15 protein-coding genes are annotated in these 15,946 nt (G+C 46.2%); 6 read left to right on the top strand and 9 right to left on the bottom strand.

Annotated features, from left to right (window positions below; translation table 11 throughout):
• Positions 1-170 precede the first annotated feature (170 nt).
• The 7 genes from QUB70_RS27355 to QUB70_RS27325 all read right to left on the bottom strand — a co-directional run bounded on the left by QUB70_RS27355 (position 171) and on the right by QUB70_RS27325 (position 7,847).
• Positions 171-521 carry a DUF760 domain-containing protein gene (locus QUB70_RS27355; protein ID WP_332984674.1) on the bottom strand — a complete coding sequence of 117 codons (351 nt, stop codon included), beginning with the start codon at positions 519-521 and terminating at the stop codon, positions 171-173.
• A 42-nt stretch (positions 522-563) separates the two neighbouring features.
• Complete coding sequence (scpB, locus tag QUB70_RS27350) at positions 564-1,079, bottom strand: SMC-Scp complex subunit ScpB (RefSeq protein ID WP_332984673.1); 516 nt, start codon at positions 1,077-1,079, stop codon at positions 564-566.
• A gap of 362 nt (positions 1,080-1,441) precedes the next feature.
• Positions 1,442-2,293, bottom strand: a complete 852-nt coding sequence (locus QUB70_RS27345) for an ABC transporter ATP-binding protein (RefSeq protein ID WP_332984672.1) — start codon at positions 2,291-2,293, stop codon at positions 1,442-1,444.
• Positions 2,294-2,655: 362 nt separating this feature from the next.
• The gene (locus QUB70_RS27340) at positions 2,656-3,315 is read right to left on the bottom strand and encodes a hypothetical protein (RefSeq protein ID WP_332984671.1); all 660 of its coding nucleotides are present in this window, start codon (positions 3,313-3,315) and stop codon (positions 2,656-2,658) included.
• A gap of 79 nt (positions 3,316-3,394) precedes the next feature.
• Positions 3,395-3,646, bottom strand: coding sequence for a TIGR02450 family Trp-rich protein (locus QUB70_RS27335; protein ID WP_332984670.1), 252 nt, complete (start codon positions 3,644-3,646; stop codon positions 3,395-3,397).
• Between the two features lie 617 nt (positions 3,647-4,263).
• A complete protein-coding gene (locus tag QUB70_RS27330) occupies positions 4,264-4,503 on the bottom strand; it encodes a hypothetical protein (RefSeq protein ID WP_293129733.1) in 240 nt (79 codons plus the stop codon).
• Positions 4,504-6,014: 1,511 nt separating this feature from the next.
• Entirely contained in the window at positions 6,015-7,847 is a 1,833-nt protein-coding gene (locus QUB70_RS27325; protein ID WP_332984668.1) for a caspase family protein, read from the bottom strand.
• Between the two features lie 282 nt (positions 7,848-8,129).
• Here QUB70_RS27325 and QUB70_RS27320 point away from each other — a divergent pair, with 282 nt between their 5' ends.
• From QUB70_RS27320 to QUB70_RS27300, 5 genes are all read left to right on the top strand, one after another.
• On the top strand, positions 8,130-8,831 hold the full coding sequence (locus QUB70_RS27320) for a V4R domain-containing protein (RefSeq protein WP_332984667.1): 702 nt from the start codon (positions 8,130-8,132) through the stop codon (positions 8,829-8,831).
• 93 nt (positions 8,832-8,924) lie between these two features.
• Positions 8,925-9,191, top strand: coding sequence for a hypothetical protein (locus QUB70_RS27315; RefSeq protein ID WP_332984666.1), 267 nt, complete (start codon positions 8,925-8,927; stop codon positions 9,189-9,191).
• Between the two features lie 207 nt (positions 9,192-9,398).
• On the top strand, positions 9,399-9,866 hold the full coding sequence (locus QUB70_RS27310) for a phycobilisome protein (protein WP_332984665.1): 468 nt from the start codon (positions 9,399-9,401) through the stop codon (positions 9,864-9,866).
• Between the two features lie 71 nt (positions 9,867-9,937).
• Entirely contained in the window at positions 9,938-10,600 is a 663-nt protein-coding gene (locus QUB70_RS27305; RefSeq protein ID WP_332984664.1) for a V4R domain-containing protein, read from the top strand.
• Positions 10,601-10,840: 240 nt separating this feature from the next.
• Positions 10,841-12,007: a pentapeptide repeat-containing protein gene (locus QUB70_RS27300; protein ID WP_332984663.1), complete on the top strand. Its 1,167-nt coding sequence runs from the start codon at positions 10,841-10,843 to the stop codon at positions 12,005-12,007.
• Positions 12,008-12,344: 337 nt separating this feature from the next.
• Here QUB70_RS27300 and QUB70_RS27295 read toward each other — a convergent pair whose 3' ends face one another.
• Both QUB70_RS27295 and QUB70_RS27290 read right to left on the bottom strand, forming a co-directional pair.
• Complete coding sequence (locus tag QUB70_RS27295) at positions 12,345-12,815, bottom strand: phycobilisome protein (RefSeq protein ID WP_332984662.1); 471 nt, start codon at positions 12,813-12,815, stop codon at positions 12,345-12,347.
• 38 nt (positions 12,816-12,853) lie between these two features.
• Positions 12,854-13,336 (bottom strand): 2Fe-2S iron-sulfur cluster-binding protein, encoded by a 483-nt coding sequence (locus tag QUB70_RS27290; protein ID WP_172192644.1) that lies wholly within the window; start codon positions 13,334-13,336, stop codon positions 12,854-12,856.
• A 500-nt stretch (positions 13,337-13,836) separates the two neighbouring features.
• Here QUB70_RS27290 and QUB70_RS27285 point away from each other — a divergent pair, with 500 nt between their 5' ends.
• Positions 13,837-15,771, top strand: a complete 1,935-nt coding sequence (locus QUB70_RS27285; RefSeq protein ID WP_332984660.1) for a serine/threonine-protein kinase — start codon at positions 13,837-13,839, stop codon at positions 15,769-15,771.
• The last annotated feature ends 175 nt before the right edge of the window (positions 15,772-15,946 follow it).

The raw sequence follows: 15,946 nt of genomic DNA, 5'->3' as shown, positions 1-15,946 counted from the left end.
CAAGTTGCTTTTTGGTTCATTCTCATCCCGGCGCTCACCTCCGGAGGTGAGCGCGGGACTTCCCATTTACGTTAGTTGAAAACCCGGTTTTTTAATTCCCTGTGCGTCCATAATTATTGATTTTTTGGAACAACTTTCATCTTTCTAGCTTCCCCGGCCCGTCGATCTTTTTACTTGTCTTTGGGAGAGTTTGGTTGAATCGAGCTGGTGCTTGCTAAATTTTCTTCTAGGTGCATCCTCTGCTCCATTTGTCTGAGAAAATAGCCTGTCATCATCGCTGAAGCTAGCAAACCTGCTAAGTTTTCGCGGTCAGTGGTAATTTCGACGTTAAAATTTTCTGAAGGCAAGACACCGACAAGTCCTTGAACGTTATGAGAAATTATTTCTCGGATTTCTGGGCTGGCGGACTTGGCGATGCGGGCTAGAACCTCCGGGGATTGGTGTTGGAGGTACTTCAGGAGTGGATTGGCTGCGGTTTGTTGGGCATTGGAACTACTGTCAAAGTCAGGGTGAAAAACCATTTGGCGATTCTTAATTTCTGGCTTGCTACATTCTACTTTAAACTACTCCTCATTGCTTGGGTACAAATTTGCCTGAAAGTCAATTTGCAATTGTTTTGGGAGTTGGTCTACTTGAAAGTACCGATGAAATTTATCGGTAACTTGCAACCAATACGATCGCCCCTCAGTCGGCCGCCGTTTGCGTACGAAACCCATTTCTACCAGTTCCTGCACTTGTTGGTAAGCACCGGAACCCCGCAGGTTAACTAAGTCTGGCTGAGCGATGCCGCCTTTTAGGGCGATCGCAGCCAGCGTCCGCAAAGCTCCAACACCTAATTCTGGAGGTATTAAAGTTTGCATTAAACTCGCAAATTCTTCTCTGAGTTGCAGGCTGTATCCTGTGGGGGTTTCGACGACTTCTAATGCACTGTCGCGGCGGGATGAGTCAGACATGAGTTCGATGATGGCGTCTTCGGCTTCGGATCGATCGCACTTGGCAATCTCGGCAATCTCTGCGATCGAGACTGGCTGACCTTTTAAGTAAAGTATGGCTTCTATTGTTGTGGCTAAGCGAGTCATTTGGGAATTGAGAAGTGGGACTTGGGATGTTGAAGTTCGGCAAGGATCGGTGTACGGGATTTAACGGATGAATGTTGAGGGAATAAGTCCGAGGAAAGAAGAAGGAATTAGCAAAAAAACACCTATCCGTCTATCCGTGATTTCCGTATCGTGAATTGAGAAAATTCGTAATAAACATTCTCCTTACACCAAAGATTGATAGTTTCGGTTGCTTGAGAAACAAAGCAAAACTCTTTCACTTTTCATTTTTTGATTTTAATACTGGGATTTTAGATGAAAAAGTTGACCTTTTAATCGCCATTTTTTAAATTTCAAATCTCTAGTCTCAAATCAAAGGGCTGCTGTTAGCAATGAGCAATCGATCAATCTAACTGTCTGCCAGTCAATTCTACAAAAATATCCTCTAAATTAGAAGGACGAACCATCATCCCAGTTTTATCGTCTTTGGCATCCAGATATAAATTAGCTTCTTCCAGAGTAGGGAAAAACTTGTATTCCCAGCGATCGCCTATTTGTTTCATCACTAACCCTTGACCGTGTTCCTGCCGCAATTGCGCCAACGTTCCCAGTTTAATTAACTTGCCGCCGTCCATAATGCCGATGCGATCGCACAAATACTCCACCTCATCCATATAATGCGTTGTTAACAGCATTGTCATTCCCTGCTTGTTCAAATCTAGAATAATTTCCCACAATCGGCGCCGCGTTTGCGGGTCTAACCCTACTGTCGGTTCGTCCAAAAATAAGATTTGCGGTTCGTGCAAAAGCGATCGGGCAATTTGCAACCTCCGCTTCATTCCTCCCGACAAAGTTTTTACTAAGTCGTCTCGCCTTTCTGCTAATTCTACATATCCCAACCACTGTTTAATTAACTGTTGCCGCTTCGGGTTTGGGATGTGGTGCATCCGCCCGTGAAACTCCATATTTTCCCATACTGAAAGCTCAGTATCAACGCTGATTTGTTGGAGCACGACGCCTATACACTGTTTCACTTGCAAGCTTTGTCGCATCACGTCATATCCAGCTACCTGGATTTGACCGCTGCTGGGTTTAGTTAGGGTAGTCAGCATCCGAATTGTAGTCGATTTGCCCGCACCGTTGGGGCCGAGGAGACCGAACATTTCTCCAGCTTCAATCGTGAACGAAAGGTCATTGACAACGGGGATTTTGTTGTAAATCTTGCAAGCGTTTTGCAGGGAAACAGAAACAGGCATAGGTATTTCGGTATAATTTACTGGAAACAAATCTCTTCCTTTTAAGTCATATCATGTCAGGTAAATTAACCGCACTACTTATTGGGCCGGGCTTCACCACCAATCTGCAATTCACATCCACAATATTTATAAACCCGCCCCAACCGGGCGACAAAAGTTTATAACTGGCAATTCAACAGACATGATATCATTCCTGGATGCAGAAGCGATCGATAAACTAAAATCTCTGGTGATATTCATCGGTACTGAACCCAAAAAAAACCAGTTTATCTGCTATTTGTACACAAGTTTTTTTAGTGTAACTAATCTGAGGGTCATCAGCAGGTATAAAACTGATTTTTTTTATGGCTTGCAGCACCTACTTATTGCGGTCGAGTTAAGTCGGGTTTCAATTCCATCATCCGGCTGTCTAATTTGCGCGCTGCTTCGCTAATCGTGATATTCGGTTTAGTGCCGTCGAGATACATAATCGCCATAAAACTTCCTATTTTTCCCCGCCGAAACAGCGCGAGTTCGACATTGATGGTTACACCTTTTATTTTTCCTTGAGTTGTCCACCCAGCCGATACCTCGCCAATTTTGTCTTCTAAGGTTAAAGCGGTAAGATTAGCCAACTGAAATTCGTTGTTACTAAGATTCTTTAAACCTTGGGAAAATTGTTGTGCAAAACTCCCTTCATGGAGTTCTGCATCAAATTTAGCTCGATCGATCCGGTTGGGCAGTTGCGATGTAAATTCTGTGACTAATTGAAACTGCTGGTCATCGTTCTTGTAATAACCAAAAACGCTTGCTGGTTTAAAGTTAGGGATACCGCTGACTAGGTTTTTAAGAGTGACAGGTGGCATCTCTGTAAAACCTGCGGGTAAGTTCTGTAAAGTCAGGACTAGGCCGGACAAGTCCGGTGCGGGAGTTGGAAGATCCGCAGACAGAATATTGCTGCGATCGATCGCTGGACTTGCGATCGACTCTTCGCAAAATGCACCGCCCAATGCAGCACTAATTAGCAAACACACGAATAACACAACTTTTTTTTCATTATTTTACCCTGTTGCTATTACCCCTTACCCATGTCTACCTCACTCTACCCCACAGCCCTGTCTTTTAGTCTGCTGTTTCTAATTCCTCTAATTCTTGTGTAGACTGCCATCCAGCTTGCCAGAGCGATCGGTCTTTGAACTGTTCGGCGTTCAGCCAGAAACGGACATTTGGATCGCAAGCCGCCACCATTTCCGCAAATACCCATTTACCTTCGTTTTTTCGGTTGACTACTTGAAAGTGCCGCCACCCCCAAGTTTTTTGGTGTGAAGTCCATCGCGAACCAACTAAATAAGGAAATTTTTGTTTTTTCGGCACAGTATTTTTGTTAACAAATATATGAGTAAGCAAGTTAATTCTAATAACTCCTGCTGTTCGATCGTATTAACTCCCTAAAACTCGTCAAATCCTCTCCCCTTCTTCCCTTCCACTCTCGAACATAACAGACAATATAGAGACGCAGCAGCTTACATGAGAGTTCAGCTAAACTCTGTCTGGAAGTAGATGCGTTTATTGTAACTTGCAGCAGTTTCGCATCCGGGTTCAAAATTAAAGGCAGTTCAATGACTGCCCTGTAATTAAGTTATACCTATTGAATAGGGTTGATTTTTCAGCCGCTCCACAAATAGCAAATTTATGGAGCACGAGCTAAATCGTGAATCTCAAATCTAAAAGCAAATAACCCAGGTTATAGTTGTGCACAATAATCCGTTCTGTGAAACTTACTCAAATCTACTTTCCGAGGAGGTTTGACGTTCACTTCCTGCTGTTACCAAAGCGGTCGGCCGCTTCTTGTCCACAGGCGTTTCTTTCGGGCCCAACTGTCCCTACAAACATTTTTTCAATCTTAATCGTGTCTCATTGACGCTGTACAGCTCAACAAAAAAACACTTTTAGGTAAGATTGACTAATTTATGTGATTCTGTCGCTACCCGTTAATTACTTCCGTGTGAAGGCTTTTGGCCCGATAAATCCAGAGGAAGTTGGGGAAGCCGGAGGCGAACAGCATTTGTTTGCAGCCAGAGAGTGATGGCGTGCTTCCGCTGTGGAGTCACGTACTCTCCTGGTCTGATCACGCCAGCACAGACGCCGATGTTTTTAATAAGGGTTTCTCGCTCCGATGAACTTGCACCCTGTAGCAACCTGACTTGGGCTTTGATAAAATCCACGTTCATAGCAGAAAGTAAAATTAACTAAAGAACTCAGTTAAATAGCGATGCTTTGGCTCCAATTGTAACTCTAAAACCACTTGGTAGGAATCAAGTTGATTCAACATCCCCTAGATGGGGATCGGGGCCTCTAGAGCTAGCCAACTTTATTTACTTTATCTGTTTTTGCTAGCAAAAGTGTCACTATGCTAGCAGTTTTGGGATAATTATTCATAGTTAAGAACTGTTACAAATTTGGCTCTCCTCCGACAATATGGCAGAGTTTAGTGCTAACGCTACTTTCCTGAACTCAAAAAGTTCAGCATTGTCTTCAGATCCTTGCCTTCCTAAGTTTTCCCCTCCCCCATTGGGAAGGTATCGCTCGCCGAACATTCCTCTTCGATCGCCCCTCTTAACACCCAGACACTGCCTCCTCACCCTATTGATTTAGATCGGCCCCTATGGCTCGCTGTGGACTATAACTTCAGGCATACGTGTTGTTACATGGGCTACCATAAGCGAGCAAGTTTTTATTCTTGTTTCTCAATCATATATTTTTTTGATTTTCTGGCAAAGCCCTTATTTGTGTTAATTAAACCAGCTTTGCGATCTGGGCGCCAACGAAGACTCTCCGCTTGCGAATCGAGACATTTTGCGATCGGTGACGGTGAATCTGTTTTCTGAATTCATTGGGGGCGATCGCTCGCCGACTAGAATTGCCAATAACGGCTCATTTTGTATAATATCTAACATATCTGTCCATGCTAATAATTTCAAAATAGCACAAGTTTAAATAGTCTTCCATCCGTCGATCGCTCCTAACAGCCAAAAAGATAGGTAAAACAAATCAACAGGGCAATACCCGCGCAGTCAAGGTTGACGGTGCCGATTTTGCCTTCGCCGTTTGTGTTTAATAGCAGTTACAGATCCCCAATTTGCTAGTTACTAAACTTGAGATTAAATATAAATTAACCTGCTTAGCTAAAACGATCGAAAACCCAAATTAAATGTTTTAATTTGAGACTCAAACTGACTTTTTTAGGAGTGGTGCATCAACCTTTTTTTTTCAAAAAGCATCACCGCAGCCATCTATCCGGTAAAAAACACCTGCTTGTTGACCAATAATTTCTTGATGGTATAAGCCCCCGGATTTATCCGTGGAATCAATCCAAAATCTAAAATCTAAAATCCTCAAGCCCCCGCATTTATCCGTGGGGTTAATCCAAAATCTAAAATCTAAAATCTAAAATCGAATGACACTGGAGGGGCAGGTTCATCGAGAGGCGGGACGTGATTTAAAGATATTAATTAACCCGCCCCTAGGATATCTTTCACTCTCCTAAAACGAATCTACCGGGCAGCATATAAAATCCCCTACCGCAGGAGCTGCGGAGGGGAAATGGTGAATAAAATTATTGGTTTTAAGTTATCGATGTGTAGGTCTCCTGTTGCAGTGTCAAGATCGATCGAGCGATCGACCTATCTGAGCCCTTCGCTAAGATAATTTCCCCGTCGGAAACCGGGAAATTATCAACAAATCAACCTTTTTTCTGGCGTTGGAGCTTAGTTTTCCAATTGGCGATCGCCTTCTGAGCCGGCTGATAACTCTTAGTACCCGACGGCACAAGCGAAGCAGCTTCAACTGCCTCTTTCAGCTTTCCTTGAGAGCCGCGCAACTCACCAATTTTGAGAATACTTTCGCTCCACTCTCCAATCAATTGCTGAGCTTCTTCATACTTCGGCTGACCGGGCTGAATTTTATTAGCTTGTTGGATGGCTTTACTGTAAGAAGAGGCAGCCCCCCGTTTAATTTGAGCCTTAGCAGCAGATAGCAAAGCAGCATTTACGTATTGGTCTTTGGATAGCTCCTCCCACTGAGCGATCGCCTGTTTCGACTGATTGTAAACTGGTTGATTGACATCAGGCATCAATTTAGCCGCCCCGATCGCCCCCTGGAAATCGCCCCGAGCAGCCCGCCCGTTAGCTATATCCAAAATCGTCAAACTCCAGCGCTCAATATCCTGCTGAGCCTGCGGGTACACCGGATCGTTAGGCGGAATCGTTCGAGCCTTAACCACCGCTCTATTAAAACTAGAAGCCGAACCATCCTTGAGGAAAGTTTTCGCCTCAGCCCACACCTGCCGGCTCGACGGTGGCTGCTGGGTTCCAGTCCCTGCTTCCACCGCCTGCGGTTGGTTCTGCGGCACTCCAGCACCAGCAGATTTTTGAAGTCCAGAGTTTTGGGCCTTCTCAGCAGGCGATCGAGGATCTCCTTCCTGCTGACCGAGAAAAATCGATCTGTTCGTCAGAAAAACACCCAACAGCAGCACCAAAGCCGTAGCTGAGCTCCACAAAACTAGCTGCTGCAAAAATGACTTGTCCGACCCCCCGCTATCCGCATCCTCCGGCTTTTGCAAGTTCGGTCGATCGTCCCCCCCACCTGCCGAACCCACAGCATTGGGCGGCTGCGACACCGGTGGCATCTCAACCCGCGAGTCCTGAGCGTTGCGAGTAGCGGCCGGGAGTTCTATTCGAGCCGTAGCCGTCGCCATTTGGCGATCGAACCCATCAGCCGCACCAACCGTCATATTGCCGTTGCGTCCGGCCAACGCAGCAGTAGGCACCCCAGAAGCATCCGGCAAAATCACCAAATGAGCCTTTCCAGGAGGATTCACCACCATCAAAGGTTCTTGTTTCGGACGCAAATGGTGGTCGCACAGATCCGGCAGCCGATCGCTCAAGAAACGGTCTAAACCCTTAAGCGTCGTGCACTGTCCCGATCGCAGCCCCTCCAAAAGCGCCGCCGTAAAAAACCCCTGACGCAGAGCAGAAGTTTCCCGCGAAACTTGATTCGGCTGGCAAGAAAGCACCGTCGGGATTTCCAAATCCCGCGCCACCTGGGCCGTTTGAGAGCCGATCGTTTCCCCCGCCTTCACAATCTGGCTGCGGTTCATATCAACCAGCACCAACACCGTTTCCGTAGGAGCATTTTTCAGAGTATTCAACAGCAACTCTACCGGAATCCCCGTACCCTGAATATCAGCCGGATTACCGTCAACCGGCATCAAATAATCCTTCCCTTCATAGCTGACACCGTAGCCGCTAAAAAAACACCAGAGTAAATCTCCCTGTTGCAGATGTTCAGCGCACAGGCTTTGGGTCAACCTCAGAATATTTTCCCGATTCGGATACGTGGATTGACCCCACAGCGACGGCGAGCTATCGGTCATCAGCAGACATCCATCCGGCGCAAAACCCGCCTCCTCAGTCAAAAAACCGTACAGTGCCTCTGCATCCTCTTGGGCATAACTCAAAGGCTGGAGTAACTGATATTGATTGATGCCTATTGCAATACAAGCGTGATGTTTCATCCCCTATGCCCTATATATATAATGGATAGCTTGCACAAAACCATAACACATAGCCGTTTATAGGTTACACCCACTTTCGCAAGCAGTCAGATAGCAGTTGTCCGAAGCCAAAAGTCCCAACAAGCGCCCAAATTTAGCATCCTAGAATTTTAATTTTTTATATTGCAGTAAAAAATTATATCCTGTGCCTGCCTTTAGAAAAATAACGTTAAATTGGATACACAGGCCAGTCTATTTGACTCTAATTTTCAGCAAACTACACCAAAAAGGAATAAGCCGCCAATGGTCTCTATCGCTCAAAAAGAAATCTCTCCCCACAGTGAATCGCTCCTGAAGCAAAAAAATCCTAAAACTCACAGCCACTATAGGTTTCAAGATTTTTTTTCCTTCGACCGCCAGATGGGTACAATTGACGACTGGAATGAGTCGCGTAACATTTTTACCAGCGAAGACTTCATCATCGGTTTGGTGGAGGGACTCGAAGAAGAAGTAGGCCCGGCTTCCTCTGTCATCATGTATACTATTGGTTGCCAGTGGGGACTGCAAGATTCCGAATTTTTTCAAAAATGGTTTAGTGCCGAATTCGGCCAAAACATTCGCCAGTCAAATTTGATGTTTCTGCTAGAAACTTGGTGGTGGCCCTTCACAGCTCAAGGTTGGGGTCGCTGGGAAGTTGACATGAGCGATCGCAAACACGGCTGCATCTTCATCAACCTCTTTGACTCAGCAGTTGCTCGCACATTGGGCGACGTAGGCAAACCAGTTTGTCACCTATACGCCGGTTTGTTCGCCGGTTTCTTCGGCTCTCTAGTCAAAAAACCTCTAAGCTGCATAGAACTCCAATGTTACTCAATGGGAGAAAGCTATTGCAAATTCCTGCTAGGCAACCCAGATAAAATTGATGCAGCAGCATTTTGGCTCAACGAAGGTGCCAACGCCCGCGATATTCAAACTAGACTGCAACACGGTGAAATATTACGCTAAAAAACATGGAAAGGCACATCACCGGCCCTGCCTTTCCTCCCACCATTTTCGCAATCTTACAGCGATTGTGGATCTCTCCAGGCAGCAAGAAATATGAAAAGTCAAACTTCATGGTTGGACAAGTCTGTCCAAGATTTCTTTGGTCACTATAATTGGCTGGGAAAACCTTTAGAAACCCAGAATGGCTCGACCCCCGGTCAAGTGCTGAATTTAACCCGGCTAGTAGCAGACTTTTTTCAAGCTATTTCTTGGGAAGGAATTCCCGAAGTCGGTGCTCGGCCCCTACCGCCACCCTTACCAGCAATTTCTATTTCTGAATCGGCAGAAGTCACCATTGATGACCTCTTCGACCTGTTTTAATCTCTGTGGGTAATGGAAAACAAAAAGAGGGCAATTTATCATCCCTTTTCCCTCTTCCCTCTTTTTACCCGCTCGCGACTTGCCCGCTCAGCTTCCCCGAAGGGAGCCGAAGGGCCTTCTTCCTTCAACATCCATCCGTTAAATCCGTTCCACAATCTGTTGCCTAACTTCCTTTTATCAATTACCGATTACCACTTAATTAAAATCATGCACCCTGAGATTGAGTCGCTGCTGGATCAGGCAGAAAACCGTTTTTTAAAAGGCGAAGAACTCATAGCTTTTAAGCGTCAAGCTGCAACTCTTGCCCAGCGCTTAAAAATTTACGAATTTTTGCGAGATAAGGAAGCAAGCATCTTCCAACCAATAGCCAACCAGCTACAAGAAACATTCCCCGACGAAAAACAAGAAACCTTAGAACGATCGCTCAAACACTGGGTGTTAATCTTGCGGTACTGCGCTATGGCTATGCTGCTCAACGATCGAGATTTTCTCAAACAGCGGCTTTTAGACTGGCTTTCCGGCATAGTTGAAGCCCACCAAACTCAAAATATCGAAGCAACTGTTTGCAATCTGCTACAAACTCGTTTAAAAGAACTGCTTTCCGAGCAAGCCCGGGCTATATTGCAACCCTTTTTCGACCAAGCGCAGTCAATTATTGACCAAGATAATAAATAATCCGTTTTCTTCCCAATTCCCAATTCCCAATTCCCAATTCCCAATTCCCAATTCCCAATTCCCAATTCCCGATGATTAATATTGCCGACTTGCTCAAACAGCCACGACTCCCTGGAAACTACTTTGCCAGCGATGCCTACGTCCGAGGCGACCTCGAACTCGGCCTGCTGGAAAACCGCCGGGGCGATCGGCTCATAGCGCTCCCACAAACACTGATTCAAGCCATTTATATCGGCTTAGAACAAGAAACCGGCCAAGCCTCCCGCCTCGTGCTTTTCAACTGCGGTCGCTGGTGGGGTAAAAACTTCTACGTGCGTTTTTGCGAAGAGGTCAGCGAATACTACGGTCAGCCAGTTTCCGAAATGGAAATGGTAGAATTTCTTCAGTCCTTGCAACAGTGCTGGAAAACTCACGGATGGGGAACACTTGAACTGGACCCCAGCTATTCCGAACAGGGCTTTTTAATAATAAAAACTGCTAACTCTCTTTTTGCCAAAACAGCCCCCAAGTCTAAGCAGCCAGCCTGTTTTCTAGAAGCAGGTATTTTAAGTTCGTTCTTTAGTCAGCTAACAGGTCGAGAACTGCACTGCCTGCAAACCTCGTGCGAATCCTTGGGTTCGGACTGCAATCGCTTTATTTTAGGGCTGCGCGATCGCCTCCAACCAGCAGAGAATTTCCTCGAAGAAGGACAAGAACACGAAGCTATTATCAGTCAACTTTCCCAAAAAAATTGACTTATTTGACAGCTATTAGCAACAAACTAATAGCTGTCAAATCGATGGCTACCCAGACATTAAATCTACTACAATCAAAACTGTGAGTTAAATTATTAAAAAGCTAAAGAGTTGGAAAATCCGATTTTAGCTATTTAAAGAAAACCAGATTATAACTAGGAGCTAGACAATTCATAACTTATCCTAGAAACTCATAAAAATTAAAAGCAATCACAACCTAAAACATTTTGCTAGAACTTAATGGACGCCAACGAACTTCTAAATCGATATGCAGCCGGCGAAAGAGATTTTAGACTGGCAAATCTGCGCGGCATTGTCTTGAGTCCGATCGATTTATACCGTTCCAGTGATGCCCCAACTCTAATTTTGGCAAACCTCAACCAACACCAGCAACGACCCTACTTAATCGGTGCTAACCTCAGCGGGGCTGACCTCACCAAAGCCCATCTCAGCCGAGCCAACCTCAGCAAAGCCGACCTCAGCGGAGCCAATCTCACCGGCGCTAACCTCATGGCAGCAAGTCTGAGCGGAGCCAATCTCACTGGAGCCAATCTCACCGGCGCCAACCTAGCCGGATGTCACCTGAATTGGGCAAATCTGACCGGAGCAATTCTCCCCAAGGCCAATCTCATAGGCGCAGATATGAGCGCGGCCAACCTTAGCAAAGCCGATCTCGGCGCGGCAAATCTCAGTAAAGCCTATCTGATTAAAGCCAATCTCAACGGGGCCAACTTCAAAGATGCTTACTTAAGTCTAGCGAGTCTCAAAGAGGCAGACTTGACCGAAGCACAGCTCACCGGAGCCGAATTATCCGAAGCCAACCTAGCCGGAGCCAACTTAACCCGTGCTAACCTCAGTAAAGCCAACCTGTTGAAAGCTAACCTCAGGCGAACTAATCTCACTCAAGCCTATTTAAATGGCGCGTGCTTGAGCGGATCGGACCTCAGCGAAGCTTGCTTGGATAGAGCCAATTTGTGCAAAGCAGATTTGAGCAAAACCTACCTGAGAAATATTACTTTGAATGGCTGCCACTTAAGCGGTATTAACCTCAGCGGGGCCGATCTCGGCGGTGTAGACTTGAGCCGCAAACTTTTAACTGGAATCAATATGGCAGAGGCATTGTTGAACGAAGCCAACTTGAGCGGTGCTTATCTGATGGAAGCTAACTTGAGCGGTGCCAACCTCAGCAAAGCCAACTTGAGCCTAGCCTATCTGATCAATGCCGACCTTTCTAATTCTTGCCTGCATGAAACTAACTTGAGCAAAGCAAACCTGAGTCAAGCCAACTTGCAGAAAGCTGACTTGACCGGAGCCAACCTCCGCGGAGCCATTCTCACTAAGGCCGATTTAAGGGGAGCGCAGTTGATCGGAGTCATTCTTCCTAACGGCACAGTTTATCGCCGTTAACGTGTCAACCGATACTTTTTGCTAACATTTGCTAACAAATACATAAGTTGAGAGCTGAATCTCAACCAAGGCGTATCAACCGATGCCCGTAGAAATTTCTACAAGCACTTATATTCTAGCGTTCAGCTTGGTTATCGCTTACAGCTATTACCCAATCTGATTATTTGCTTTGATAATGTAGAGGCAACTTATTTATATAGCGGTTGCGTACTACCAAGGTTTTTCACCTAAATCTGAGTGGCTAAATTCATTCTATATGATATAAAGACAAGAAGGCCAATGTAAGTGATTGTTAGCAAATCTCAGAAAAAGTCTTACTGTTAATCAACCCCCTTGATTATTTGCCGAGTAAAGTGCGGTTGTTATCCAGAATCGGAAAAAATAAGTTCCTTTCTTCCACAGTGAGATATTGTTTTAGTACCTTTTTCATTACATCGTAGGTCACAGTCGCAGTATTGCGAACTTGAACAGCGCCTAAAATAGTTTGCAACCAAAGCAGGAGCCGATCGCGCAACCGTTCAGTATCGTCAATCAACATTGCGGCAGCCGAATGCCTCAACACCTGCACAATATCTCCACGGCACTTTTGGGTCACATCTTGAGTCCCCCGGCGAAATAAATTAGGGTCGAGAGACTGCATTTGTGCTTCCACTTGTTGCATAATTTCTGTTTCAGACGCTTGAATTTTTTTATAAGCACCGATCCGGTGATTCAAAGACTGAAGGTAGTCTTTCAAAAATTGGAGTTCTTCAGCACTAGCGTAGCGTCCGTCTGCTTCGGTGCTCAAACGTGCAAGTTGGCTCAACATAAATTTTTCTCTATTACTAAAATACAAACATATCAGGTTTAAGCTTCTTTAGTCCGAACTAAATACTGTCCTACTTGAAAGCGGGTTTCATTAAGCTGTGTAACGATCGAACGAGTAATTAACTTTCCCGATTCTACAACTACTTTACCCGTAATGGGGTGTAATAAATCTTGCTGGGCCCGGCGGCCGATCAGAGCTTCGACATTTTCAATAGCATTAATGTACATCCCTGCGGGCAACTGTACAACCACACCCTCGCCCATAATTTGAGCCTGACAAGCAAGTCGCGAATTGGCTTTAGCTGTAGTAATGACTTCCAGCGTCCTTCTCTCGCGGCGGTTCATGTCCGACAAGCCTTCCATGCCTTCTTTAATGTAAACGTGGCAGGTAGCGCACATTCCCCGCCCCCCGCATTCCTTGAGAACGTCTAAGTCTTTGGAAAGTAAGGCCGACAGGATATTCGAGCGGGTTTCGACTGCCATTTCCTCGGCAATTGGATCTAGTTTAATAATTTTAACCATATTGATTTTTGCTCCTGTCAATTTCAGTATTTAGCAAGTACGATCGACATATTCACAGCCAATAAAAATTTGGCTAACGCTCAAAAAGGTTAATATGCCTTGACGACAGCATCGGCTTCTGGTTCTCTAACCAAGATTGCATAACCGCGCTTCTGTTTTGGTCATCGCTGCCCTTGTCGCCCCGATTCCCGAGCTTAGCCTTGAAAAGCTAAAACCTTAGATTGTTTCTTGACGGTCTTGAAAAAACTGTAATAGTCGCGATCGACTAAAATAGCAGCCACAGGTAGTTCCCGATCTGGCAGCCGAATCCGGCAAGATTGATAGTGATTCCGAAACTCAAGGATTTTAGTAGGTGCGACTGTGCGATCGCTCTCAAGGAGGCTGAGAATGAACCTGAGATATCATAGGCTGTACCTGGCGAGCGATTCAAAAATTTGAATTTTTGTCAGAATTATTTACATATTTTAATACTAGCTCAAGCTTTTTCTATAATTAGACCGATGCAACATTCTAAGTACCGCATTTTAGGGCTAGTCGGACAAGGACAATTTGGTCGAGTCTTTTGTGCAAGCCTTCGAGAATCTCCCGCCCAGGACTCGCGCCTCACCAGCCAACTGGTTGCTCTCAAAGAACTCAGCCATCAAAAAGCCCCAACTAGCGAATTCTTGCGAGAGCTGTGGTTTCTGATCACCTTGCAGCACCCGAACATTGTCACCTGCCGAGCTCTAGAACATACAGCGACAGGCAGGTACTTGGTTATGGACTACTGCGAGGGAGGAACCCTCCGCAACCTCCTCAAACAAGACCGGCCCTTGCGGCTGCTTGAAGGTTTGCAGTTAGTCATGGAAGTTTTAGCAGGCTTAGACTACGCCCACCGCCGAGGTGTAGTTCACTGCGACATCAAACCCGAAAATATCCTCCTAACTTTAGGAGCCAAAGGTTGGTCGCCCCGGCTGTCTGACTTTGGCATCGCGCGCCGGCTGCCAGAAATTGGTACCACTCGCCTCCACCAAGAAATTTCTCCCGACGCTACCGTAGGTTCCCCGGCTTACATGGCCCCAGAGCGGTTTTACGGTCTTTATTCCCCCATGTCAGATATATATGCAGTTGGAATTCTGCTGTTTGAGTTGCTAATGGGCTACCGCCCTTTCGGCGGAACCCCCGGAGACTTGAGGTGGGCGCACCTGAATCAACGCTTGCTACTTCCCGAGGCTATTCCCGAACCTTTGCAAGCAATAGTCAAAAAATCCTTGGAAAAGCTGCCGGCCCGCCGTTTTGCCAGCGCTTCCCAAATGGCTCAAGCCCTGCGATTGGTGATGTACGATCCTGCTGTCAGGCAATTGGGCGACTGCATTGTTCCTTGGGAAAACCCCGCAACCAGCGACGCTAAAAGTCTGAAGCCGGAAACTGAGTCTTTGCTGGAAGTCGAAGAGGAAGAAGCCTCACAGCCGACTATTAATTTACTTCGGACTGTGCGCCCCAAGCTTTCCCAGCCAAAGCCGCTGATACTTCCTGCACCGCTGACCGCTTTAATTGCCACTGAAACCTATCTCTACGCTGCTTTAGGTACAGAGGTGAAGGTCTGGTGTCAGCCGGAAAAACAGCTAGTTACAGAAGAAATGCCGCGCACAATATCAATGCCGGAAATTGTGCGCGGCATTTTACCTGCTTCCCACGGCTGCTGCGTTCTGACTCCGCAAAAACTTTACTGGCTCAACGGTCGCTCTTGGGAGCCTCAGTGCTTACTGGATATGGGTTCTAGGCAAGGTACAGATGTTTTTAAAGCTGCTGTTGATTCTCACGGCCACTGGCTGACAGTAGCTGTTCCGGGCGAACTGCGCTTTTATGCTTTAGCTGCAAACAGCACTTCGGGCGATCGAGAAAAAGCCCTGAAGCCGATCGCTACTGTGTCATTACCGGAACACTATTTACCAGAATTAATGTTTTTGGATCGGCGACACGTCTTAGTAGTTTGGTCGGACAACGAACCCAAAAATCCCCAAACTATTTTTAGAGTTTACACTCGCCGCGGCACGGCGGTGGGTTCTGTGCGGTTGTCGGTCAGCGTTGGAGAAATGCTGCTGACACCTGAACCGTATACCTTACTGGGAATTCCTCAATCTGGCAAAGCGGCCGTGCTGTTGATGAAATTGTGGCCGCTCAAGGTAGCGCGAATTCCCCTTGAAAGTTTGCCCGTGTCTGCTTGTATAGCCAATTGGGGATGGGTGTTGGCAGATGTTGGGGGGCAGATTCTGGTGTTAAACAGTCAAGGCATTCAAGTAGGGAATTTTAGCAGCCCCGTCGCACCCCGGGCGATCGCCCCTTGGGGAAATACAGGTTTAGCGATTGCGGTCAATACTGAGGAAGAGAGTCACTTGCACTTTTTAGATGTAGATGTTGAGGAGACCAACTCGCGATCGAGCATCAAAGGCTGATAACAGGCGTAACAGAAGGATGTGTTTCGGGGTTCCTATGATTCAGCAGAGTGTGTTTGCGGCGATCGATCTAAGCATTGGCTTTTAGTTCTTTTCCCGTAGAAGTTCACGGGGTTAGCGTGGCAGAAGAGAAGGAGGAATCCGACCAGAACGGGCATTCAAGACAGATTCAGTC

It is taken from the genome of Microcoleus sp. A003_D6 (genome assembly GCF_036702825.1).
GTDB lineage: Bacteria > Cyanobacteriota > Cyanobacteriia > Cyanobacteriales > Microcoleaceae > Microcoleus.
This window is presented reverse-complemented; position numbering and strand designations above follow the sequence as displayed.